The organism is Corynebacterium hesseae (assembly GCF_037850265.1).
Taxonomy (GTDB): domain Bacteria; phylum Actinomycetota; class Actinomycetes; order Mycobacteriales; family Mycobacteriaceae; genus Corynebacterium; species Corynebacterium hesseae.
In genome coordinates, this window is the sequence record NZ_CP137211.1 from 721,867 (window position 1) to 741,153 (window position 19,287).

A 19,287-nucleotide genomic window follows, 5' to 3' on the forward strand; every position below is an offset into this window, starting at 1 on the left:
GTGGGGCGCATGCCGAAAAACCGGGGGATAGGGGAGGCCGCCGCCGCACTTCTGGAACTGTTCCTGCCGCGCCCGTGCGCGGGGTGTGGCGGTGAGACCACCGCAGGCGGGGTGCTGTGCACGGCCTGCCAGGAACACCTTCGACAGGTGCCACGCCGCGTGGAACGCCCGCAACCCCTAGGTTTCCCGGCCTGGGCCCTTGGCCCCTATTCCGATACTCGCCGTGGGGTCATCATCGCTATGAAGGAACGCGGGCACCAGGCGGTGCGAGCTCACCTCGGTGCGGTGTTGGCTGCCGGCATCGAGTACCTGCGCGCACGCGGCGATATTCCGGAGACCGCGCTGCTCGTGCCGGCACCCACACGCGCGTCGTCGGCCCGCCAGCGCGGTGGTGATCCCGTCGCTGCGCTGTGCCAGGCGGCGTCCGCCCGGCTTCCGGGCTGGGACGTGGTCAATGCCTTGAGCACAGCCGAAGGTAGTGCGGACCAGTCGCAGCTCGGCGCGGCGGAACGCGCCGACAATATGCGCAGGGCAGTGCTCTTGCGGCCTTGTGCGCGCGAGCTGGTGGGACGCAGTGTGCTGCTTGTCGACGACGTCATCACGACCGGAGCTACTCTTCGCGCCAGCGCCGCTCGCGTGTGGGCCATCGGGGGTGACGTGGCCGGTGCGATTGTGCTGGCAGATGCGTAGGGAGGGGCGTCGCCAAGCATGCGCAGAGGGGGCCACTGACCGGGTTGGTTATGACCAGTGGTAGCATGAGGGGTGTCACAGGGAAGCGGGCATCAAGCCCCTCATCACAGGGCTGTGAGCGTCCGCAGAATGTGCAGTCATTCAGTCCCCACGAGAATAGGGAGGCATTTAATGTCCCAGCAGACCAACGCTCAGGTCACCATCACCGGCCGCAACGTGGAGGTTCCGGAGCACTTCCAGGACCGCGTCACTGAAAAGCTGGCCAAGATCGAGCGTCTTGATCCGACCCTGACGTTCTTCCACGTGGAGCTGCAGCACGAGCCGAACCCGCGCCGCGAGTCCGAGGCTGAGCGCCTGCAGATCACCGCCACCGGTAAGGGCCACATCGCACGCGCCGAGGCCAAGGAAGATTCCTTCTACGCGGCGCTCGAAACCGCCCTGGGCAAGATGGAGCGCTCCCTGCGCAAGGTCAAGGTACGTCGCGAGAACGTGAAGTCCGGCCACCGCGCTCAGAAGGGTACTGGTGAGATTGCCGCTGAGCTGGTCGCAGAGGCTGAAGCAGCCAAGCCGGCCAAGGAAGAGCGCTACATCGACCCCTACGCAGAGACCGTCGAGGATGTTCGCCCGGGCCAGGTTGTGCGCTTCAAGGAGCACCCAGCCACCCCGATGTCTGTTGATGATGCACTCAGTGAGATGGAGCTGGTTGGCCACGACTTCTACCTCTTCATCAACGAAGAGAACAACAAGCCTTCCGTGGTCTACCGCCGCCACGCATTCGACTACGGTCTCATCTCCCTGACGGATGCTGATGCTTAAGGCCTAAGCCTCCAAGGGCCTTAGCGCCCTAACCCACAGGCTCCCTGCCCCGCAGCGCACGCGCGCAGCGGGGCAGGGAGCCTTCTTATGCCTCTATTAACATCTATTAATCCCTGTCTGCTGAGCTTTGCGTGGGGAGGAGGCGGCCGCAAGAGGGGTGCCGGGCAGTGGCCGGATTCGCCCTTTGGGTTGGGTGGCGAATCATTACAGAAAAGCTAGTGAGTACAATGGCGACGAGTTAACTTATTTGTCGCGACAAGAAGGATTATCTAGACGTGTTTGGACTTTCCAAGCTGCTCCGTGCCGGTGAGGGACGCACCGTCAAGCGCCTGGCTAAAATTGCAGATGATGTTATTGCCCTAGAAGATAAATTCGCGGCGCTGTCGGATGATGAGCTAAAGGCTAAGACTGACGAGTTTAAGAAGCGTCTGGCGGACGGCGAGAAGATGAATGACATTCTTCTCGAAGCATTTGCCACCGTGCGTGAGGCAGCCTGGCGCGTGCTCGACCAGAAGCACTACAAGGTGCAGATCATGGGCGGTGCAGCCCTGCACTTCGGCAACGTCGCCGAGATGCGCACCGGTGAGGGCAAGACCCTGACCTCCTTGCTGCCGGCCTACCTCAACGCGCTGGAGGGCAAGGGCGTGCACATCGTGACGGTCAACGATTACCTGGCCAAGCGTGACGCCGAGATGATGGGCCGTGTCCACCGCTGGCTGGGCCTTACCGTGGGCGTCATCCTTTCTGAGATGCGCCCTGCGGATCGCAAGGAAGCATATGCGTGCGATATTACGTACGGCACCAACAACGAGCTGGGCTTTGACTACCTCCGCGACAACATGGTCCGCTCGCTCAATGACACGGTCCAGCGCGGACATAATTTCTGCATCGTGGATGAGGTTGACTCCATCCTTATCGATGAGGCCCGTACCCCGCTCATCATTTCCGGTCCGGTTGACGGCTCCTCCCAGTTCTACGGCGTCTTCTCCCAGCTGGCGCCGAAGATGCGCGAAGGCATCCACTACGAGGTGGACCACAAGAAGCGCACCATCGGTGTGCTGGAGGAAGGCGTGGAATTCGTTGAGGACCAGCTTGGCATTGAGAACCTCTACGCCCCAGAGCATTCCCAGCTGGTGTCCTACCTCAACAACGCCCTGAAGGCCAAGGAGCTTTTCACCCGCGATAAGGACTACATCGTCCGCAACGGCGAGGTTCTCATCGTGGATAGCTTCACCGGCCGCGTGCTTGCTGGCCGTCGCTATAACGAGGGCATGCACCAGGCTATTGAGGCTAAGGAAAATGTGGAGATTAAGAACGAGAACCAGACTCTGGCCACCGTTACGCTCCAGAATTACTTCCGCCTGTACGAGAAGATTTCCGGCATGACCGGTACCGCAGAGACCGAGGCAGCCGAGCTGCACTCCATCTATGGTCTGGATGTGGTGCCGATTCCGACCAACAAGCCGAACCAACGTATCGACCACTCCGACCGTATCTACAAGACCCAAGAGGCGAAGTTCGCCGCGGTGGTTGATGACATTGAGGAACACGTCGCCCAAGGCCAGCCGGTGCTGGTGGGTACAACCTCGGTGGAGCGCTCCGAATACCTCTCCCAGTTGTTGAGCAAGCGCGGAATCAAGCACTCGGTGCTTAACGCCAAGCACCACGAGGAAGAGGGCCAGATTGTCGCCCGTGCCGGCCGCCCCGGCACCGTTACCGTAGCCACCAACATGGCCGGCCGTGGTACCGATATCGTGCTCGGCGGTAACCCCGAGGTCATCCTGGATGAAAAGCTGCGCGATCGCGGCCTCGATCCCTTCGAAGATGAAGAGAAGTACCAAGAGGCCTGGGACGCCGAAATCGATCGCGAAAAGGAACACTCCAAGAAGCTGGGTGACCAGGTCCGCGAGGCCGGCGGCCTGTACGTGCTGGGTACCGAGCGCCACGAGTCGCGTCGTATTGATAACCAGCTGCGCGGCCGTACCGGACGCCAGGGTGACCCGGGCGAGACCCGCTTCTACCTGTCCATGCGTGATGAGCTCATGGTGCGCTTCGTGGGCCAGTCCATGGAGAACATGATGAACCGCCTCAACGTGCCGGATGACGTGCCAATTGAGGCCAAGATGGTGTCCAACTCTATTAAGGGCGCACAGGCGCAGGTTGAGAACCAGAACTTTGAGATGCGTAAGAACGTGCTCAAGTACGACGAGGTGCTGAACGAACAGCGCAAGGTGGTTTACGCTACCCGCCACGACATCCTTGAGGCCAGCGACATCAAGGACAACATCCGCGAGATGATCGACGACACCGTGTCTGCCTACGTGGCGGGTGCTACGGCCACCGGCTATGTGGAGGACTGGAACCTCGACGAGCTGTGGAATGCCTTGGAGTCCCTGTATGGGCCGACCAAGACGCATGAGGAGCTTGTCGACGGTACCGAGTACGGCTCCGCCGGCGAAATCTCCGCCGAGCAGCTGCGCGATGCACTGGTGGCTGATGCCAACTCCGAGTACGACAAACTTGAAGAGTCCGTCAGCGCCATCGGCGGCGAGAGCCAGATGCGCAATGCAGAACGCATGATCATCTTGCCGATCATTGATCAGAAGTGGCGTGAGCACCTCTATGAGATGGACTACCTCAAGGAGGGCATTGGACTGCGTGCAATGGCACAACGTGATCCTCTGGTGGAATACCAGAAGGAGGGCGGCGACATGTTCAACGCCATGAACGAAGCTGTGAAGGAAGAAACTGTGCGCCAGTTGTTTATGTTGCGTAAACAGTTCAAGGCTCAGGAAGAGGCGAACGCCGCGGACGAGGCGGAAGCCTAGTAAATGCCAACACCACAGCGTTATTGAGCGCTGAGGTGCAGCGAGGCGCCGTGTGGGAAGTGCTCCCCGCGGCGTCTTTTTTATTGGAGGCACTTAGGTATATACTGGCAAATTAGTAATTATTATTCTTCGGAGGTTGAGTGAGTATGCGCCGCTTGTCTGTGCGAGTAGGTCTATCCGTGTTCGCATCTGCCACCCTGCTGGGTGGCGGCGCGGCTGCATCTGCTGTGGAGCTTGCTCCCGAAGAACAGTGCCAGCTCTCTTCCGTTTTGAGCTCGCAGGGAGATGAATCCGCCAAGGACACGGTACTCAGCTCCCAGGACATTGTTCCCACCGAGTGTGGCGCAGTGGCCACGCCGGAAAGTGCGGAAGAATCCACCAAGAAATCACCGGTAGTGGGGGCCACGATGTTCGGCGGTATCAGTTTGGCTTTGGTGAGTGCTTCCGCTGCATTCGCGGGCATCGACTGGACGCCAATCTTGATCAAGCTGGGGTCGCTTTTCTAAACTTCCGGCTCCCCATTGCCGTGGGGATGCATGCCGACTGAAAGCAACCGGAAGGAACTCAGGTGCCGTCCAACGGCGGCGCCGGTAAAGGCGCGTCGCGTCGATCCCATCAGCACCGAGCCGAAGAACTCGCCATTCGAGCGCGCATGCAAGCTACGCAGCGCCATCCCTCCGCGCCACTCCGAAGACGCCTGGGCCTTCCGCCAAGCACGGACATGGTTTGCAATTTCCGGTGCAAAACGTGGGTTGTTGAGATGACTCAAAGGCCGCAGCGCGGCGGCAACTTCTAGAACTATGACTACAAGCCCGTGGATCTCTTTCCGCGTAGCGAGGTCACCCGCAGTAGGTTGACGCTCGTAGCGGATACGTTGTGGGGCGACATACAGCTGCAAATGGCTCATGCCAGGGATGGGGGTGTACATGGGGATCGCGTCCTCTTCCGCGATAAGCGGGGCGGAGGAGTGCACGAAGGCTAGGTTCGGGGCGGGCGCGGTGAAGGAAGGTGGACGCACGTTCATTGTGCCACGGTAGGCCTATATGCGGCTAGAGCACTGCAGTGCATAAGCCGGTGAGAGCGGGCAGGCGGTATGTTCGCTATACTTTCGGACGATAAACACAGTTCAATGCGAAGGGTAGATAATATGCGTGGACTCATCGTCGATTTTGTAGGCGTTCTTGACGGCACCGAAGAAGACGTCAAGCGCTGGCGGGATCTGTTCGCCGCCGCGAAATCAAACGGAGTTGCCACCGCAATCCTTTCCAACGATCCGGGCGGCCCGGGCGCTGAGCACATTCGTGAGTGGGAATACCGCGGCATCGTTGATGCCGTTGTGCTTTCTGGTGAGGTCGGCGCTGAGAAGCCGGAGCGCGCTGCTTTCCAAGCCGCAGCGGATGCCATTGATCTGCCGATTAATGACTGCGTCATGGTGGATGACTCCATCGTTAACGTGCGCGCGGCGGTGGAAAACGGCATGGTCGGCATGCTCTACACCGTCTTCGACCGCACGAGCGTAGAGGTTCAGGCAGTCTTCGACATTGAAGGTGAGTTCTAAGTGTCGAAGGATGTGCGCGTCTTCCTGCCGGCAACCTTTTCCATGCTGGCTGAGCTCGAGGAAACCGGCCAGCTTGCTGCCCGCAGCGGCTGGGGTTTTGCGCTAACCCCCGCGCTGCGCGAGTTCTACACCGAGGGTGACGAGGAAGAGATCGAATACTCCGCTTTCCTCGAAGCATCTATGGCTTCGCTGAGGCTCTTGGCTATCGGTGATGAGGAGAAGTTTCCGCACCGCCGAGTCGTCATTTCCGTCGACGTGGACGAGTCCGTGGTGACCCCGAAGCCGGACATGGGGGAACCGGTCGTGGCGCTGGATCCCGCGACCATCACGAAGGACAATCTTCAGGCCATCCACGTGGACATCGAAGAGTCCGAAGCCGCTACTGCCAAGGCTATCGACGCCATCGATAACGCCGACCTTGGTGACGAAGATGCTGAGCTCGCCGTCGGTGATGCCCTGGATAATTTCATGGCCTTCTATGACCCGACCGAATTGCCTATCCTCGTGGAGCTTCTCTAAGTATTTTCTGGGCTTTCATCGCCGTGGGCTCATGCATGGTGCTAATCTGAGCCTCTATTGTCGTCGCCAGAAAAGGAGCACCACCATGAAGGCAACTCGCTTAGCTAGCCTTGTCACCGCTGCGGCCCTGAGCACCGCATCTCTCGTCTCAGTGCCAGCTGCCGGAGCTGAGGAAGCAGTAGCGCCAACAGTGCAGACTAACCAGACCGCGCAGGGGAGCTCTCTTCAAGGAACTGCTAACAACAAACCGGACCCCAGCAATCCGGACCCCGACATGGCCGTGATGCCTAAGACTCCGTGGCTGCGAATTCTTGAGGGCTCTTCGCAGGGGCCGACAGGCGTTATTATCGCCATCCTTTTCGGCATCGTGAGCATCGGTCTGGCCGCGTACAAGGAGTTCGGTGATTACCTGCCCAAGCTGGGCTAAATGCTGATAGCCTGCAGGGGTAATAGTCAGCCTGATCGAAAGGTCCCCTCAGCATGTCTTCCTCTCGTCTTCGCCGGGTAGTTGCCGTCTCTACCGTGTCTGTTGCTGTCCTAGCCAGCGGTGTCGTTGCCCCCACGGCCGGAGCCGTGACCACTTCCATCAAGGATGAAAAGTGCACCATTACCTTGAGCGAGGAGGAGGCGAGCGATCTTAAGAATGCGGAGTCGAAGGACAACGATGTCGATAGCAGCCTGCTGAAGGATGGCCTTAAGATTCTTCCCAAGGACGCCGAAAAGCGTGCACGTGACGTGGAGAATCAGTCGGAAGAGCTCTACCGTGCCCTAGCTGGCTATGAGGTAGATGCTGAACTCGGTGGTGAGGAATCCGCCAAGCGCGCCAAGAACAACATTGCGGTGGCGGAGACCTTCCGCAAGATTGCACCCGACTACGTTAAAGCTCTCAACGCCTGTGCGAAGAAAGAAGAGCTCAATAAGGAACAAGAAGGCGGTGGCAACACCTCCTCCAACATTGACACGGGCGGCGCTGTCATCCTCGGGGTTTCCGGTGGCTTGGCCGTGATCCTCATGGCTCTTCGCGCGGCAGGCCCCTACCTGAAGACCGTCCTGCCGCCGCAGCTGACGGCAATGCTCCCGATCTAAAGCCTCGGTGCCTTAAGAACGCGCAAGCCCCTTCCTTTAGGAAGCTTCGGGCTTAAGGCCCTTTGGGCCTTAAGCCCAGTCAACATTGGTGCGCAGGGACGCCAGCAGGGTGCGCACTGCATCGCGACGGCGCGCAGAAGCCGTGCCCTCTTCGATGCTTAGGTCGAGCCCGCATTCGGGGTCCGCAGGTGGCCCAGCATGCGTGCAGCCACGCGGGCAGTCCTCGATGGCTTCGGCAAGATCGTCGAAGACCTCGATGACGTTCTCCGCGTCAATGTGGGCTAAGCCGAAGGAGCGGATGCCGGGGGTATCAATGATCCAGCCGCCGTGTGGCGTGCTTCCTTCAGCGGGCAAACGCAACGCCACCGACTGCGTCGACGTGTGCCTTCCCTTACCCACGGCGGAAACCTCGCCGGTCTCCCGGTTGGCATCGGGGACAAGCCGGTTCACCAGGGTGGACTTTCCCACGCCCGAGTGGCCGATGAGGGCGGTGACGTGGCCATCGATGGCCGCACAGACTTGCTCTAGCCCGTCGTCGACGCCAGCCTCCACCACGGTGACATCCAGATCCGCAAACTCCTGTGCAAACGGGGTGGGATCAGTGAGGTCTGTCTTCGTCAGACACAGCACCGGCTGGATATTTCCGGCAAAGGCAGCGATCAAAGCACGCTCCACGAACCCGGAGCGCGGCGGCGGATCGGCCACGGCGCTCACGATGAGTAGGCGGTCGGCGTTTGCTACCACGATGCGCTCATAAGGGTCGGTGTCATCCGCGGTGCGCCGGAGGACGGAGCGGCGCTCCTCGAGCTTCACGATGCGTGCGAGGGTGTCTTTCTTACCCGAGGTATCGCCCACGACGCCGACCCGATCACCAACCTCGACCGGAGTGCGGCCCATCTCGCGGGCGCGCATAGCGGTAACCACGGGGCCGTCGTTATCAAGCGCGACACCCCAGCGGCCGCGGTCTTTGGTGATGACCATGCCAAACTTGGCATCCTTGTGCTTCGGGCGGTCCTTCGTGCGCGGTCGCGACCCCTTTCCGGGCCGGATACGGACGTCGGATTCGTCGTAGCTACTTGCGCGCCTAGCCACGGATCATGTCCTCCCACATATCAGCAAAGCCAGGCAGAGTCTTGGACGTCGTGTCGATGTCCTCGACCTGGACGCCGTCAACGGCCAATCCGATAATGGCTCCGGCTGTCGCCATGCGGTGATCCGCGTAGGAATGCCATACCCCGCCGTGGAGTGGAGCAGGGGTGATGCGGAGGCCGTCGTCAAGCTCGGTGACGTTTCCACCAAGGGCGTTGACCTCCGCAGCGAGGGCCGCCAGGCGGTCCGTCTCGTGGCCGCGCAGGTGCGCGATGCCAGTCAGCGTCGACGGGGTGGAAGCCAGAGCACACAGCGCAGCCACGGTGGGGGTGAGCTCACCGATATCGCCCATGTCGAGATCGATGCCGCGCAGGCTGTGCAAGCCTTCCTGCGGGCCGGTCACCTTTAGGTAAGACTCTTCGCCGGGAGCCTGCGGGGCATACGCGACCTTCGCGCCCATCTGCTCCAGGATGCCTCGGAAGGCGTCACCCGGCTGGTGGGTTTCCTTCGGCCAGTTCGGAATGCTCACGCTTCCGCCAGAGACGGCGGCAGCGGCAAGGAACGGAGTCGCATTAGAAAGATCCGGTTCAATGCGCCACTCGCGGCCCTCAATCTCACCATGGCGCACGTCCCAGGTGTTCTCGCCCACCTCGACGTGGACACCGGCTTCGCGCAGCATACCGACGGTCATCAGGATGTGTGGCTGGGAGGGCACTGTGCCGCCTTCGTGGCGCACGATCAGTCCATTGCGGTAGCGTGCGCCGGCTAGGAGCAGACCGGAGACGAACTGGGAGGAGGCGGAGGCATCGATGGTGACCTCGCCGCCCTCCGGAACGCCGTGGAGGGTGATGGTCAGCGGCAGGCTGTCGCCCACAATGTCCACGCCCAGCTCACGCAGAGCCGCGGTCATCGTGGACATAGGGCGCTTGCGGGCATATGGGTCACCGTTGATGACAACGGGGCCATCCGCCAGCGCTGCCACCGGTGGTAAAAAGCGCATAATTGTGCCGGCCAGGCCGCAATCTACCTTCGCTCCATGCAGCCTTCCGGGAGTCACATGAAGATGCGGGCCTTGTTCGGAGATACCCACGCCCATGGCCTGCAAGGCCTCCTTCATCAGGTTGGTATCGCGGGAGACCAGCGGGTTATAGATGATAGACGGGGAGTCAGCCAGCGCAGCAAGGATGAGGGCGCGGTTGGTCATCGATTTTGACCCGGGGAGGTTTTGCGTCCAGGACAAGGGCCCAGACGGTTGGGGTGCGCTCCAGAATTCAGACATGTAGTCCATAATAAAGGGCATGTGCGGAAGATTTGTTCTGTTCACCGAGTCCTTACTGGAGGAAGTAGGCGCGTGGGAGTCCATCACGGAGGTCCACGCGCCGGAAGGTCTGCCACCGGCGCGGTATAACATCGCCCCAACCCAGACCATCGCCATCGTCCGAGCTGAGGAGCATACCGCTCGCGTGGAGCCCGCACGCTGGGGGCTTATTCCGCACTGGAAGAAAGATCCGGACGGCCCGCCGCTATTCAACGCACGCGCGGAGACCGTGGCGGAGAAGCCCTCCTTCCGCGATGCCTTCAAGGCACAGCGCTGCGTCATCCCGCTGGACGGCTATTACGAGTGGAAGGCTGGGGAGGACAAGAAATCCAAGAAGCAGCCCTATTACGTCACCGGCCCTGATGGGCTGCTGTGGGCAGCAGGGCTGTGGGCCACGGGTATGGATAGGCTGTCGGCCACGATGGTGACCACGGATGCCACGGAGGAGATGGCATGGCTGCACCACCGGCTGCCCAAGTTTTTGACCACGGAGGAAATCGCGCCCTGGCTGGCGGGGGAGGCGCTTCTGGAGCCGAGCACCGTGCGGGGCTTTCAGGCACGCCCCGCGGATCCGGCGGTGGGTAATGTGCGCAACGACTACGCAGAGCTTATCGACGAACCACCGTCGACCACCCTGTTCTAGCTCACCCTGTTTTAGCGTGTGAGTGTTATGTCCATAGTGGCGTAAGGCGACCGGCTAACGCCGGTGGAATTTGCCAGACATGTGGTTGGATACTGGTATGGACAGAAGGCATATTGTCGACCGATTGTCGGATGCTCGCATGCAACCGTTTTTGGATGAGTGTGGCGGGAACTGTAAGCGCGCGCTGGCGTTATATGGATGGCATGCAGAGTTATCGTCTGCTGTTAAAGATGTTTTGGCGTTAACAGAAATCTTTCTGAGAAACGCAATTGACAAGGAATTGCTTGCTTGGAATGCCCGTAATAATGGTCCTCAAAGCTGGCTACTTGATCCGCCTCCTCGCCCCTTGCGTTCGATTGTCGGCTCCCAGAGGGAAAAGGCGATTAGGCGTGCACAAGCAGCGGTAGATTGCCGTCCTTCATCTCATCCTCGTCACGGTTGTGCTATCACTCATGATGATGTGCTTTCCCATACGACTTTCGGTCTTTGGCGTACGCTACTACCGAATCATCACCCTAACGCTAATCACGCTGCACCCGAGAATGTAGGACGACAAGTTTTATGGAATCAGGCTATTAAGTCTGCGTTCCCTAATGTGACCGACCCCGACGGATCGATTACGTATTGGAACGTATCGCACTGTAACGATTTGCGTAATAAAGTCGCTCACATGGACAGTCTTCTGAATGTGAACGTGATTGTCGAATCGCGGAGAGCGTTTGAATTGATTGATTCGATGGATCACCAAATTGCAACGTGGGTGTCGTCCCGAAGCCAGGTATCAAAGGTATTTAATAAGCGTCCTGGTCAATAAAAAAGAGCCATCTGGCGCATACGTCCAGAAGACCCTTTTTAGTCATAGCAAGGGACCATGTCCTTACTTTCTGACTCTGACTATAGGTGGCACGTCCCCGTGATGTCAAGATTTTTGACTAGTACGGCTATTTCACTGCCGTAAACGTCCAAAAAGCCACTAGACATCACAGTTCTAGCGCGTGAGGTTTAGGCGGCGAGCACGTCAGCGAAGGAAAGGTCGAGCACACGGGGGAGATCCTCCGGGTTCATCTCGATGTCGAGTCCCCGCTTGCCACCGGAGAAAAAGATGGTGTCGAAAAGCAGTGCCGTTTCATCAACCACTGTCGGGAGGATGTGCTTGTGTCCCAGCGGGGAGATGCCGCCGGGGATGTAGCCGGAGGACTTGGAGGCGTCGGCAGGCGTGGCCATCGTGGCCTTAGAAGCGCCGAAGGCAGCGGCGGCCTTCTTGAGACTGAGCTGGTAGGTAACCGGAAGGACGCACACGGCGAGCTGGCGCTTGGGGCCTTTGCCGGCGCTCAGGTCGATGACGAGGGTTTTGAAGATGCGCTCAGGCTCGACGTCGAGCGCCGCCGCGGCCGCGTCGCCGAAGTGCTCGCGGCCACCGTCGAAGGTGGAGACACTGTGGTCGATTCCTGCCTCTTCGAGGATTTTGAGAGCGGGGGTAGCGGCGTGCGGGGTCTTCTTGGCCATAGAATCCACCCTAGTCCGGAGCGCTAGGATGGTGAGCATGGCCACCGAAACGACGAGCGAGACGCTTCAGAAACAGCGATTGTTTGAGGAGCAAGCCTTGCCCTTGCTGGATCAACTGTATGGCGGAGCGATGCGCCTAACGCGCAACCCCCAGGATGCAGAGGATCTCATCCAGGAGACCTACCTCAAGGCCTATAGCAATTTTGATTCCTTCAAACAGGGGACGAATCTCAAGGCCTGGCTGTATCGCATCATGACGAATACCTACATCAACTCCTACCGGAAGGCCAAGCGCCGTCCGGTGGAATCCTCAGCGGATGAGCTGAGTGATTTTCAGCTCTACACCACGGCCGGGCATGACTCCACGGGCCTGGAATCGGCGGAGGTCGAGGCCCTCAAGCAGATGCCGGATTCGGAGATTTCCGAGGCCATGAATGACCTGCCAGAGGACTACCGCATGGTGGTGTACTACGCGGATGTAGTGGGTCTGGCTTATAAGGAAATCGCGGATGTGATGGGTACACCGTTGGGAACGGTGATGAGCCGCCTCCACCGCGGAAGAAAACTGCTCCGCGCGGCGTTGAAGGACGTAGCACGAGAAAAAGGCATTGGTCGCAACCACCCAGAGATGGAGGAGAAGTAATGGAACGCGCAACAGGACGCAATTGCGGTGCGTGTAACTCTCCGGAGGTTGAAGCGCTCTTTAGGGAACTGTTCGATGAATCGACGAGCTACGCGCGGGCTATGGCAATCCGCGAGCATCTTGCGCAGTGCGATGCCTGCCAGCAACGCCTTGAGAGCGAGGAAGTAGTTCGGGCACTCGTACGCAAGTGCTGTGGGGGACAGGCCGCGCCGCAGTCGCTGCGCCAGCGCATTAGCGTGCAGATTACGAGGACTGAAATTACCTGGGGATAAGCAAAGGGCTCGTTCCCGCCCACGGTGGTGGGGTGAGGAACGAGCCCTGAATGCTGACGTTATGCGTTAGGACGCTTGCCGCGGTTAGCGGACTTCTTGCGGCGATCCTTGCGCTTACGGCCACGCTTGCTCATCGCGTACTCCTTCTGTTAAGGGTAAATGAACTTATTCAACTGTAGCGGCAGGGTATGCCTGGGTGTTAATCGGGGGTGTGTCTGTTTAGGCAGATACGCGGGCACGGCCGCGGCTGCGGTTGCGGCGCTTGATAGCGCGGCGCTCCTCCTCAGAAAGGCCGCCCCACACGCCGGCATCCTGGCCGGACTCGAGGGCCCACTTGAGGCAGGAAGAGGCAACTGGGCAGCGGTTGCAGACCAGCTTGGCCTTAGCGATCTGGGTGAGTGCGGGGCCGGAGTTACCGACAGGGAAGAAGAGCTCCGGGTCCTCGTCGCGGCAAACGGCTTCGTGGCGCCAATCCATGATTGAAATCTCCTAACAAATTTTTGACAGCAGTGGGCGAAGTAGGCGCACCAAGGGCAGTCCACGGTGGTGAACTGAACTGAGTGCTACTGGGTGTAAGTGGACTGGTCTGCGGTCAGTGGGGCCCTGTCTCGAGTTAGGGCCAGCGTCGACGCCGCCGTGGTTCACTTTCTGTTAACTCGAAGGATTCTCCGGGTTAAGAACTGATTTAACAGCTCGTTGTTTTTGCTACCTGAGAATAATGACACGTTTACTCAAAGTCCGCTAGGGGTAAAAGGCGAAAAGTGTCCAACGTCACTAAATAGATTCTTCCAATTTGCACTTTTCTAATGGGTGGGCGGCTGTAAGAAGCCTGTCAGTAGTTCCCCTACCTGCGGCGACGGGGAGATTGGGGTGAGTGTGGTGACCTGGATCGCGTCAAATCCATCAACCTCCTCGCTGCCCCCGAAAACACAGCAGGAGGAAAGCCGAAGCTGAGTACAGGACGTGCGAGTACCGCGGCGGCTGAATTGGCAGTGGGTGAAGCTTTGGCGTGGAGACTGCCTAAACCATGGGGCAGGGAAGTAGACTAAACGCCCGTGAATAAGAAGAAGAACCAGCCCTCAACGACACCTGACCGAGCTGCCGGAAACCGTGCACCGCGTACGGTGATGGCGGCTGCCGGCATCGCCGTGGTCCAATCCATCGCGGTTATCATTTTCGGCATCTTCCTCATCGTCCGTGAGGTTGCTGGCGCTGAGAATGGCTCCATGGTGTCCGATTCCGGCGCATCGAGCTTCGTGGGCCTGGGCACTGCCATCTTCATCTTTATCGTGTTCGGCTTTGTCATTGTCGGCTCGTGGGCCTTCGTCAAAGGCAAACGCTGGGGCCGCGGAGCCATCGTGCTGGTGGAATTCATCCTGGGCGCCATGGCTTTTCAGATGTTTAACGGCGGCTCAGCGCTGCTAGGCATCGTGACCTTGGCAAGCGCCGGGCTCGTCCTATACCTGCTCATGGCGCGGCCCGAGACGGCGCAGTGGGCTGAAAGCCACTTTTAGTAGGGCATGCTCTTAAGCGGCGGTGAGCGCCACAGCGGTGTCGCCGCGCTGCTCAACGATGACCGTGCCCGCTAGCGTTAGCGAAATCGGGCCGGAATAGCCGTCACGGTCAACGGGGATGGTCTTCTCGGTTTTCCCGGTAGACCAGTTCACCACGTCGATCCCCTCCTCAGTGGGGACGAGTAGGCGTTCGTCGACTGCGACCCCGGTTCCCACCGCTTGCTCGAGAATGTGATCCACATTGAGCTCGGTAGGGGTAAAGAGATAGAGACGCTCGCCGTCGAACCACGACATGTGGTGCGGAAGATCCGCAATCGCGGGCGCAAAGGGGGACGCGGCGTTGGTGATGGACTTCGAAGGCTCAACGTCCGTGGACGACAGTGTTTCACCTTCAAAGCTATAAGAGACGATGCGCGGTGAATCGCCAGGGAGGAAGACCGCGGCTGCCTCTTGGCCGTAGGCGATGAGGCGCGCACCAGGAACCTCAATTTCGATGTCCTTTGTAATTTCCGGAGAACGGGAATCCTCAGGAGTGGCATTTTGGATGCGCAGCCACGTGGAGTCCGGGGAATCTGGGCAGGTCTCGGTGATACCCAGTGTTTCGGTGCGGGTCAGCGCTGAGGTGATGGCGCAGTCCTCGTGGGGCTGGAGGTTTGGCTCCTGTTTGGCGTCGACATCACCGTACTCAACCGAGCGCACAAGATCCGAGCGCCAGAGCTCTACGCGCTCTGCGGAAACGGTGCCCACGCGGTCATTCGACATGATGGGGACCACCTCCTCGGAATTGCGGGCGCTGCGGGTATCGGAGTATTGGCCGGTGGCGGCATCGATCGCCACTACATCGCCGCAACCATTGCCTGCATCATAGGAAGCCACAACTTTGTTCCACGCTGTGGTGAGCGAACACAGGTCGGCATCGCGGCGTTGATAGGTCCACACTTCGTCGCCGGAGGCGTTCGAGGCGCTGAGCATATCGTCGTCATGGGTGATCAACAGGCCGTTGGAGGATACCGCGCGAGCCTGTCCCGGCACGAGAGTGTTGGGAAGGCTGAAGGCTTCGGTGAGGGAGCTTGGGGTGGCGGCGAGAAGCGCCGGCTCATCGCCGGACGCGGTGTCCACCGCCGGGGTGAGCTCCGCCTTATGAATGGGTGCGGTGATGACCGCGCCGCCGATGGCGATGGCGCAGACCGCACTGATGGCGCCCACAGCAATCCAGTCCGCCTTCGTGGAGCGCAGGATGGGAGCCTTCTTCGACGAGTCGACCTTTGCCCGGGCCTTATCCAGCTGGGCTTCCTGGGTGTGCTCGGTGCTCATCGATGCCCTCCTTGACGGGGATTGCGTTTGCGGGAACGGGTGCGGCGAGAGGCGCGGGCGGAAGCCGCCGAGGAACGCGAGGAGCCGCCACGCGGCGATTCCCCGCGCGAGCCCGAACGCTTCGCTGCGCCCAGCACCTTGGTGGGCGGACCAACGGTGTCAGAAACGCCCTCGGGAATATCGAGCGCTTGCGCAAGCTCAGGAGAGGTGCTGAACCACTGTGGCGGCTCGGGCTGGTCCAGAGAAAGCTCATCGTTGATAACCTGCCATTTGCTCAGCTCATCGTAGCCAACGAGCGTTACCGCCGTGCCAGTGTGGCCAGCGCGGCCGGTGCGGCCAATGCGGTGGACAAAGGTCATGGGGTCATCCGGCACCTGATAGTTGATGACATGGGTGACATCATCGACGTCGATGCCGCGAGCAGCAACATCCGTGGCCACGAGTATTTCCACGGTGCCTTCGCGGAAAGCCGAGAGCGAGCGCTCGCGAGCCTTTTGATCCAAATCGCCGTGGACCGCGCCCACGCTAAAGCCGCGCTGCGCCAGCTCGTCTGCGACGGCGGCTGCCGAGCGCTTGGTGCGCGTGAAAATGATGGTGCGCCCGCGGCCTTCTGCCTGCAGGATCTTTCCCAAGACCGCGATTTTGTCCATGTGGTGTGCCTGGAAGGTGACCTTGCGCGTGGAGGAGTGGGTTTGTTGGGCGTCGCCGGACTCGGCGCGGATGTGGACCGGCTTGTTGAGGAAGGTGCGGGCCAGCGTCACGATGGGCCCGGGCATGGTGGCGGAAAAGAGCATGGTCTGGTGCGGGTTGCCGTGCAGGAGGGAGAGAATCTTCTCAATATCCGGCAGGAAGCCCAAGTCCAGCATCTCATCGGCCTCATCCAGAACCAGAACGCTGACCTGGTCGAAGGACAGGTGCTTCTTCTGGCAGAGATCGAGCAGGCGGCCCGGAGTGCCCACGACGACGTCCGCGCCCCTCTTGATGTGTGTGATCTGCTCTTCATAGGGACGTCCGCCACACAGGGTGACGATGCTGAGCGGAAGATTGGCGGCAGCAACCTTGAGGTCCCCGCTGACCTGGATGGCCAGCTCACGGGTCGGCGCGATGACCAGTGCGCGGGGAGTGCCGTCGAGCTCCGGGATGTCGGCGTCATCGAAAACGCGATCCAGCAACGGCACACCGAAACCATAGGTTTTTCCCATGCCGGTGCGCGCTTGGCCAATGAGGTCGTGGCCATTCAGGGCGATGGGCAGGGTGAGCTCTTGGATGGCGAAGGTGTGCGTAATCCCGTTCTCAGCGAGGGCATCACAGATCTCTACGGCGACGCCGAGCTCGGCAAAGGTAGGGGATTCGCGGGAATCGCGGGATGATTTCGGGGCAAGCACACCTTGATAGTAGAGGACGTGGCTATAGTGGGGCCATTAGAGCGCCGGGGGCGCAGGCCTCATGGCACGGACTAAAGAACACGATTTAAGGGAGTAGACACCACATGGACATCAAATTTGGCTTCGCCGATACCGCCCGCGAACTGGTCATTCACGCGGATGGTGAGCGAGAAGAGCTGACCCAGACCATCAACAACGCCTTGGGGGAGAACTCCACTCTCGAATTGAAGGACACCAAGGGCCGCACCTATATCGTGCGGACCGAGCGTGTGGTCTACGTGGAAATCGGCACCGTGCGCGCCCACACCGTTGGATTCGCAGGCTAAGTACGCGCTCGCTGCCTCAGCGGGTAGCCTAAATGGCCATGGATAATCCCGCGGAACTTAAGCAGCGCCCACAGTTCGTCTCGGCGGTGGAGCGTTTCGCTCGCGAGTACGGCTGGTGGCGAGTGGTGGCGATCCCCGTCATGGTCGTCATCACGGTGTGGGTGCTGGTTGATGTTTTTCGTTCCCCAGCCCAGGATGCGGAGGTGTCGGCGGCAGGGGAGACGTCGGCAAGCACTGCGGCTGCTGACGCACCCTCCCCCAAGGGGCCTGATCCCGCCAATGCCAGTGCAGTTGCCGCGGCCAAGGATGGCTTGCCCGCCGGCGGTGACTTCACGGAGCAAGGTGATGAAACCTACCGCGATGCCGGCCCTTCTACTATGCACGCGGGCAAGGGCGGAAAACAGACCATCCGGTTCTCAGTCGAAATCGAAAATGGTGTGGACACCTCCGCCTATGGCGGCGATAGGGCCGTCGTAGCGCTGGTCGACGCCACCCTGGCCGATCCCCGCGGGTGGACCGCCAACGGCGACTTTGAGTTCATCCACGTCAAGGCTGATGACAATCCCGATACGCACATCCGCCTCACCTCGCTGGGGACTACGGCGAAGTTGTGCGGCGCGCAGTTGGAATCAGAAACCTCGTGCCACACCACTATTACCGGGGAGTCCACGGTGAACCTCAACGAGTCTCGCTGGGTCCGGGGCGCTGCACCATTTGAGGGGGATGTGGGCAATTACCGCCAGTACTTGATCAACCACGAGTTTGGTCACGCCATCGGATTCGCCGCGCACCAGCCCTGCGGCGGCGCCGGTAAGCTCGCACCGGTCATGATGCAGCAGACGCTGAGCTTGAACAACGCGCAGCTCTTTGAGAAAGAGCCAAACGAGATCTATCCGGATGAGGATGTCACCTGTGAGCCGAACCCCTGGCCCTATCCGACTCCCGCAAGTTCCGATCACACTAAACCCGAGTAAATCGGCCCAAAGCTAAAAGGACTGTTTCCCCAATGCCACTGCCTCCTGAGCCCGTTCTTGCAGCCTTTAACGCTGAGTTCCATCCCCGCAGAACGCAGGGAGAGCTCGTGGGGCCTGCCTGGGATAACGGGATTCGCGTCGGGGATATTGTCTTTGCCGAAGCTCGCGCGTGGACCAGCTGGTCCGCCAAGGTGCGTGAGAAGCTAAGCCTGCCGGGAGCGCGCATTGCCCGTCCGGTGCTGACGGCGGATGGGCGCTACACAGCTGCCGGGTGGAAGGCCACGCAGTTCGTGGAGGGGCAGTTGCGCGGGCGCATTGATGAGACTGCCCAGTTGGCGCTGCGGCTCGATGAGGCCCTAGATCTGGCGCCGCTGCCCACGATGGATAGGCGCGAAGATGTTTTTGCGCGGGCGGAGAGGGCTGCCTGGGAGGAGAGCGGTGAGGCCTATTCCGATACTGAGCTTGCAGGGCTTCCGCTGGTCACCGCGCACGTGGATGTCCTGGGGACCACGGTGTTCTCCGGGGCTAACCCGCCGGCGCTGACTGATATTGTGCCTTCCGCGGCCCCGCGCCCGGTGGGCTGGTCCGCCGCGGTGGTCATGGTGGATGGCCTCATTGCGGGGGCGGTGGACGATGAGATTTGTGCTCGCTTTGCGTCAGTGCCCGGTATACAGCAGTTGCTCTTGCGTGCTGTGGCATACCGCCGTTACGTCAATATCCTGCACCCGCGGTCAAAGGCGACCGTGCGTTCGAACATCGAAAGGGTAGAAGCGGCCCTCGTGTCCGCAACATCTGACAGACTGTAG

24 protein-coding genes are annotated in these 19,287 nt (G+C 60.3%); 16 read left to right on the plus strand and 8 right to left on the minus strand.

Going from position 1 to position 19,287, the window contains the following annotated elements; genetic code table 11:
* The first annotated feature begins 9 nt into the window (after positions 1–9).
* From R3O64_RS03415 to R3O64_RS03430, 4 genes are all read left to right on the plus strand, one after another.
* Positions 10–690, plus strand: a complete 681-nt coding sequence (locus R3O64_RS03415; RefSeq protein ID WP_070522568.1) for a ComF family protein — start codon at positions 10–12, stop codon at positions 688–690.
* A 171-nt stretch (positions 691–861) separates the two neighbouring features.
* On the plus strand, positions 862–1,506 hold the full coding sequence (hpf, locus tag R3O64_RS03420; RefSeq protein WP_070522571.1) for a ribosome hibernation-promoting factor, HPF/YfiA family: 645 nt from the start codon (positions 862–864) through the stop codon (positions 1,504–1,506).
* Positions 1,507–1,781: 275 nt separating this feature from the next.
* Positions 1,782–4,334 carry a preprotein translocase subunit SecA gene (secA, locus tag R3O64_RS03425; protein ID WP_339017303.1) on the plus strand — a complete coding sequence of 851 codons (2,553 nt, stop codon included), beginning with the start codon at positions 1,782–1,784 and terminating at the stop codon, positions 4,332–4,334.
* Between the two features lie 179 nt (positions 4,335–4,513).
* Entirely contained in the window at positions 4,514–4,840 is a 327-nt protein-coding gene (locus R3O64_RS03430) for a hypothetical protein (protein WP_246818544.1), read from the plus strand.
* On the opposite strand, the gene R3O64_RS03435 is transcribed toward R3O64_RS03430, so the two are convergent.
* Complete coding sequence (locus R3O64_RS03435; protein WP_227486282.1) at positions 4,837–5,358, minus strand: hypothetical protein; 522 nt, start codon at positions 5,356–5,358, stop codon at positions 4,837–4,839. The genes R3O64_RS03430 and R3O64_RS03435 overlap by 4 nt on opposite strands.
* A 123-nt stretch (positions 5,359–5,481) precedes the next feature.
* On the opposite strand from R3O64_RS03435, the gene R3O64_RS03440 reads away from it, so the two are divergent.
* The 4 genes from R3O64_RS03440 to R3O64_RS03455 all read left to right on the plus strand — a co-directional run bounded on the left by R3O64_RS03440 (position 5,482) and on the right by R3O64_RS03455 (position 7,497).
* Positions 5,482–5,892 carry an HAD-IA family hydrolase gene (locus R3O64_RS03440; protein ID WP_070522579.1) on the plus strand — a complete coding sequence of 137 codons (411 nt, stop codon included), beginning with the start codon at positions 5,482–5,484 and terminating at the stop codon, positions 5,890–5,892.
* Positions 5,893–5,904: 12 nt separating this feature from the next.
* The gene (locus R3O64_RS03445; RefSeq protein WP_180952063.1) at positions 5,905–6,411 is read left to right on the plus strand and encodes a DUF6912 family protein; all 507 of its coding nucleotides are present in this window, start codon (positions 5,905–5,907) and stop codon (positions 6,409–6,411) included.
* Positions 6,412–6,496: 85 nt separating this feature from the next.
* Positions 6,497–6,838 (plus strand): hypothetical protein, encoded by a 342-nt coding sequence (locus tag R3O64_RS03450; protein ID WP_070530835.1) that lies wholly within the window; start codon positions 6,497–6,499, stop codon positions 6,836–6,838.
* 53 nt (positions 6,839–6,891) lie between these two features.
* Complete coding sequence (locus R3O64_RS03455; RefSeq protein WP_070530833.1) at positions 6,892–7,497, plus strand: hypothetical protein; 606 nt, start codon at positions 6,892–6,894, stop codon at positions 7,495–7,497.
* A 69-nt stretch (positions 7,498–7,566) separates the two neighbouring features.
* On the opposite strand, the gene rsgA is transcribed toward R3O64_RS03455, so the two are convergent.
* Positions 7,567–8,589, minus strand: a complete 1,023-nt coding sequence (gene rsgA, locus R3O64_RS03460) for a ribosome small subunit-dependent GTPase A (RefSeq protein WP_339017305.1) — start codon at positions 8,587–8,589, stop codon at positions 7,567–7,569.
* Entirely contained in the window at positions 8,582–9,886 is a 1,305-nt protein-coding gene (gene aroA, locus R3O64_RS03465) for a 3-phosphoshikimate 1-carboxyvinyltransferase (RefSeq protein ID WP_339017306.1), read from the minus strand. The genes rsgA and aroA overlap by 8 nt, the downstream gene beginning before the upstream one ends.
* Between aroA and R3O64_RS03470 the strand changes: the two genes are divergently transcribed.
* Positions 9,885–10,547: an SOS response-associated peptidase gene (locus R3O64_RS03470; protein ID WP_070597306.1), complete on the plus strand. Its 663-nt coding sequence runs from the start codon at positions 9,885–9,887 to the stop codon at positions 10,545–10,547. The genes aroA and R3O64_RS03470 overlap by 2 nt on opposite strands.
* Before the next feature lie 79 nt (positions 10,548–10,626).
* A complete protein-coding gene (locus R3O64_RS03475; RefSeq protein WP_230307907.1) occupies positions 10,627–11,361 on the plus strand; it encodes a hypothetical protein in 735 nt (244 codons plus the stop codon).
* Between the two features lie 188 nt (positions 11,362–11,549).
* On the opposite strand, the gene ybaK is transcribed toward R3O64_RS03475, so the two are convergent.
* Positions 11,550–12,053 (minus strand): Cys-tRNA(Pro) deacylase, encoded by a 504-nt coding sequence (gene ybaK / locus R3O64_RS03480; RefSeq protein ID WP_070532481.1) that lies wholly within the window; start codon positions 12,051–12,053, stop codon positions 11,550–11,552.
* Positions 12,054–12,090: 37 nt separating this feature from the next.
* Here ybaK and R3O64_RS03485 point away from each other — a divergent pair, with 37 nt between their 5' ends.
* Complete coding sequence (locus R3O64_RS03485) at positions 12,091–12,696, plus strand: sigma-70 family RNA polymerase sigma factor (RefSeq protein WP_070532479.1); 606 nt, start codon at positions 12,091–12,093, stop codon at positions 12,694–12,696.
* Entirely contained in the window at positions 12,696–12,968 is a 273-nt protein-coding gene (gene rsrA / locus R3O64_RS03490; RefSeq protein ID WP_070520186.1) for a mycothiol system anti-sigma-R factor, read from the plus strand. The genes R3O64_RS03485 and rsrA overlap by 1 nt, the downstream gene beginning before the upstream one ends.
* A 59-nt stretch (positions 12,969–13,027) precedes the next feature.
* On the opposite strand, the gene R3O64_RS12860 is transcribed toward rsrA, so the two are convergent.
* Together R3O64_RS12860 and R3O64_RS03495 are read right to left on the minus strand one after the other, a co-directional pair.
* Complete coding sequence (locus tag R3O64_RS12860; protein WP_100227335.1) at positions 13,028–13,102, minus strand: 50S ribosomal protein bL37; 75 nt, start codon at positions 13,100–13,102, stop codon at positions 13,028–13,030.
* Between the two features lie 85 nt (positions 13,103–13,187).
* Entirely contained in the window at positions 13,188–13,445 is a 258-nt protein-coding gene (locus R3O64_RS03495) for a WhiB family transcriptional regulator (RefSeq protein WP_010189168.1), read from the minus strand.
* A 578-nt stretch (positions 13,446–14,023) separates the two neighbouring features.
* On the opposite strand from R3O64_RS03495, the gene R3O64_RS03500 reads away from it, so the two are divergent.
* Positions 14,024–14,482 carry a hypothetical protein gene (locus tag R3O64_RS03500; RefSeq protein ID WP_070597307.1) on the plus strand — a complete coding sequence of 153 codons (459 nt, stop codon included), beginning with the start codon at positions 14,024–14,026 and terminating at the stop codon, positions 14,480–14,482.
* 12 nt (positions 14,483–14,494) lie between these two features.
* Here R3O64_RS03500 and R3O64_RS03505 read toward each other — a convergent pair whose 3' ends face one another.
* The gene (locus R3O64_RS03505; protein WP_339017307.1) at positions 14,495–15,796 is read right to left on the minus strand and encodes a hypothetical protein; all 1,302 of its coding nucleotides are present in this window, start codon (positions 15,794–15,796) and stop codon (positions 14,495–14,497) included.
* Positions 15,793–17,181, minus strand: coding sequence for a DEAD/DEAH box helicase (locus R3O64_RS03510; protein ID WP_339017308.1), 1,389 nt, complete (start codon positions 17,179–17,181; stop codon positions 15,793–15,795). Before R3O64_RS03510 ends, R3O64_RS03505 begins: the two co-directional genes overlap by 4 nt.
* 104 nt (positions 17,182–17,285) lie before the next feature.
* Between R3O64_RS03510 and R3O64_RS03515 the strand changes: the two genes are divergently transcribed.
* From R3O64_RS03515 to R3O64_RS03525, 3 genes are read left to right on the plus strand one after another with little or no spacing between them, the layout of a single operon-like run.
* A complete protein-coding gene (locus R3O64_RS03515; protein WP_070520196.1) occupies positions 17,286–17,507 on the plus strand; it encodes a DUF3107 domain-containing protein in 222 nt (73 codons plus the stop codon).
* 32 nt (positions 17,508–17,539) lie between these two features.
* Complete coding sequence (locus tag R3O64_RS03520; protein WP_070532466.1) at positions 17,540–18,481, plus strand: DUF3152 domain-containing protein; 942 nt, start codon at positions 17,540–17,542, stop codon at positions 18,479–18,481.
* Between the two features lie 32 nt (positions 18,482–18,513).
* Complete coding sequence (locus tag R3O64_RS03525) at positions 18,514–19,287, plus strand: hypothetical protein (protein WP_070532463.1); 774 nt, start codon at positions 18,514–18,516, stop codon at positions 19,285–19,287.

What these genes read in the sequence shown, in the direction of transcription:
- R3O64_RS03450 (WP_070530835.1), top strand. Translation starts at nt 6,497, where the DNA reads ATGAAGGCAACTCGCTTAGCTAGCCTTGTCACCGCTGCGGCCCTGAGC.
- aroA (WP_339017306.1), bottom strand. Translation starts at nt 9,886, where the DNA reads ATGCCCTTTATTATGGACTACATGTCTGAATTCTGGAGCGCACCCCAA.
- R3O64_RS03515 (WP_070520196.1), top strand. Translation starts at nt 17,286, where the DNA reads ATGGACATCAAATTTGGCTTCGCCGATACCGCCCGCGAACTGGTCATT.
- hpf (WP_070522571.1), top strand. Translation starts at nt 862, where the DNA reads ATGTCCCAGCAGACCAACGCTCAGGTCACCATCACCGGCCGCAACGTG.
- R3O64_RS03520 (WP_070532466.1), top strand. Translation starts at nt 17,540, where the DNA reads ATGGCCATGGATAATCCCGCGGAACTTAAGCAGCGCCCACAGTTCGTC.
- rsrA (WP_070520186.1), top strand. Translation starts at nt 12,696, where the DNA reads ATGGAACGCGCAACAGGACGCAATTGCGGTGCGTGTAACTCTCCGGAG.
- R3O64_RS03440 (WP_070522579.1), top strand. Translation starts at nt 5,482, where the DNA reads ATGCGTGGACTCATCGTCGATTTTGTAGGCGTTCTTGACGGCACCGAA.
- R3O64_RS03495 (WP_010189168.1), bottom strand. Translation starts at nt 13,445, where the DNA reads ATGGATTGGCGCCACGAAGCCGTTTGCCGCGACGAGGACCCGGAGCTC.
- R3O64_RS03455 (WP_070530833.1), top strand. Translation starts at nt 6,892, where the DNA reads ATGTCTTCCTCTCGTCTTCGCCGGGTAGTTGCCGTCTCTACCGTGTCT.
- R3O64_RS03485 (WP_070532479.1), top strand. Translation starts at nt 12,091, where the DNA reads ATGGCCACCGAAACGACGAGCGAGACGCTTCAGAAACAGCGATTGTTT.
- R3O64_RS03475 (WP_230307907.1), top strand. Translation starts at nt 10,627, where the DNA reads ATGTGGTTGGATACTGGTATGGACAGAAGGCATATTGTCGACCGATTG.
- ybaK (WP_070532481.1), bottom strand. Translation starts at nt 12,053, where the DNA reads ATGGCCAAGAAGACCCCGCACGCCGCTACCCCCGCTCTCAAAATCCTC.
- R3O64_RS03415 (WP_070522568.1), top strand. Translation starts at nt 10, where the DNA reads ATGCCGAAAAACCGGGGGATAGGGGAGGCCGCCGCCGCACTTCTGGAA.
- R3O64_RS03470 (WP_070597306.1), top strand. Translation starts at nt 9,885, where the DNA reads ATGTGCGGAAGATTTGTTCTGTTCACCGAGTCCTTACTGGAGGAAGTA.
- R3O64_RS03435 (WP_227486282.1), bottom strand. Translation starts at nt 5,358, where the DNA reads ATGAACGTGCGTCCACCTTCCTTCACCGCGCCCGCCCCGAACCTAGCC.
- R3O64_RS03505 (WP_339017307.1), bottom strand. Translation starts at nt 15,796, where the DNA reads ATGAGCACCGAGCACACCCAGGAAGCCCAGCTGGATAAGGCCCGGGCA.
- R3O64_RS03525 (WP_070532463.1), top strand. Translation starts at nt 18,514, where the DNA reads ATGCCACTGCCTCCTGAGCCCGTTCTTGCAGCCTTTAACGCTGAGTTC.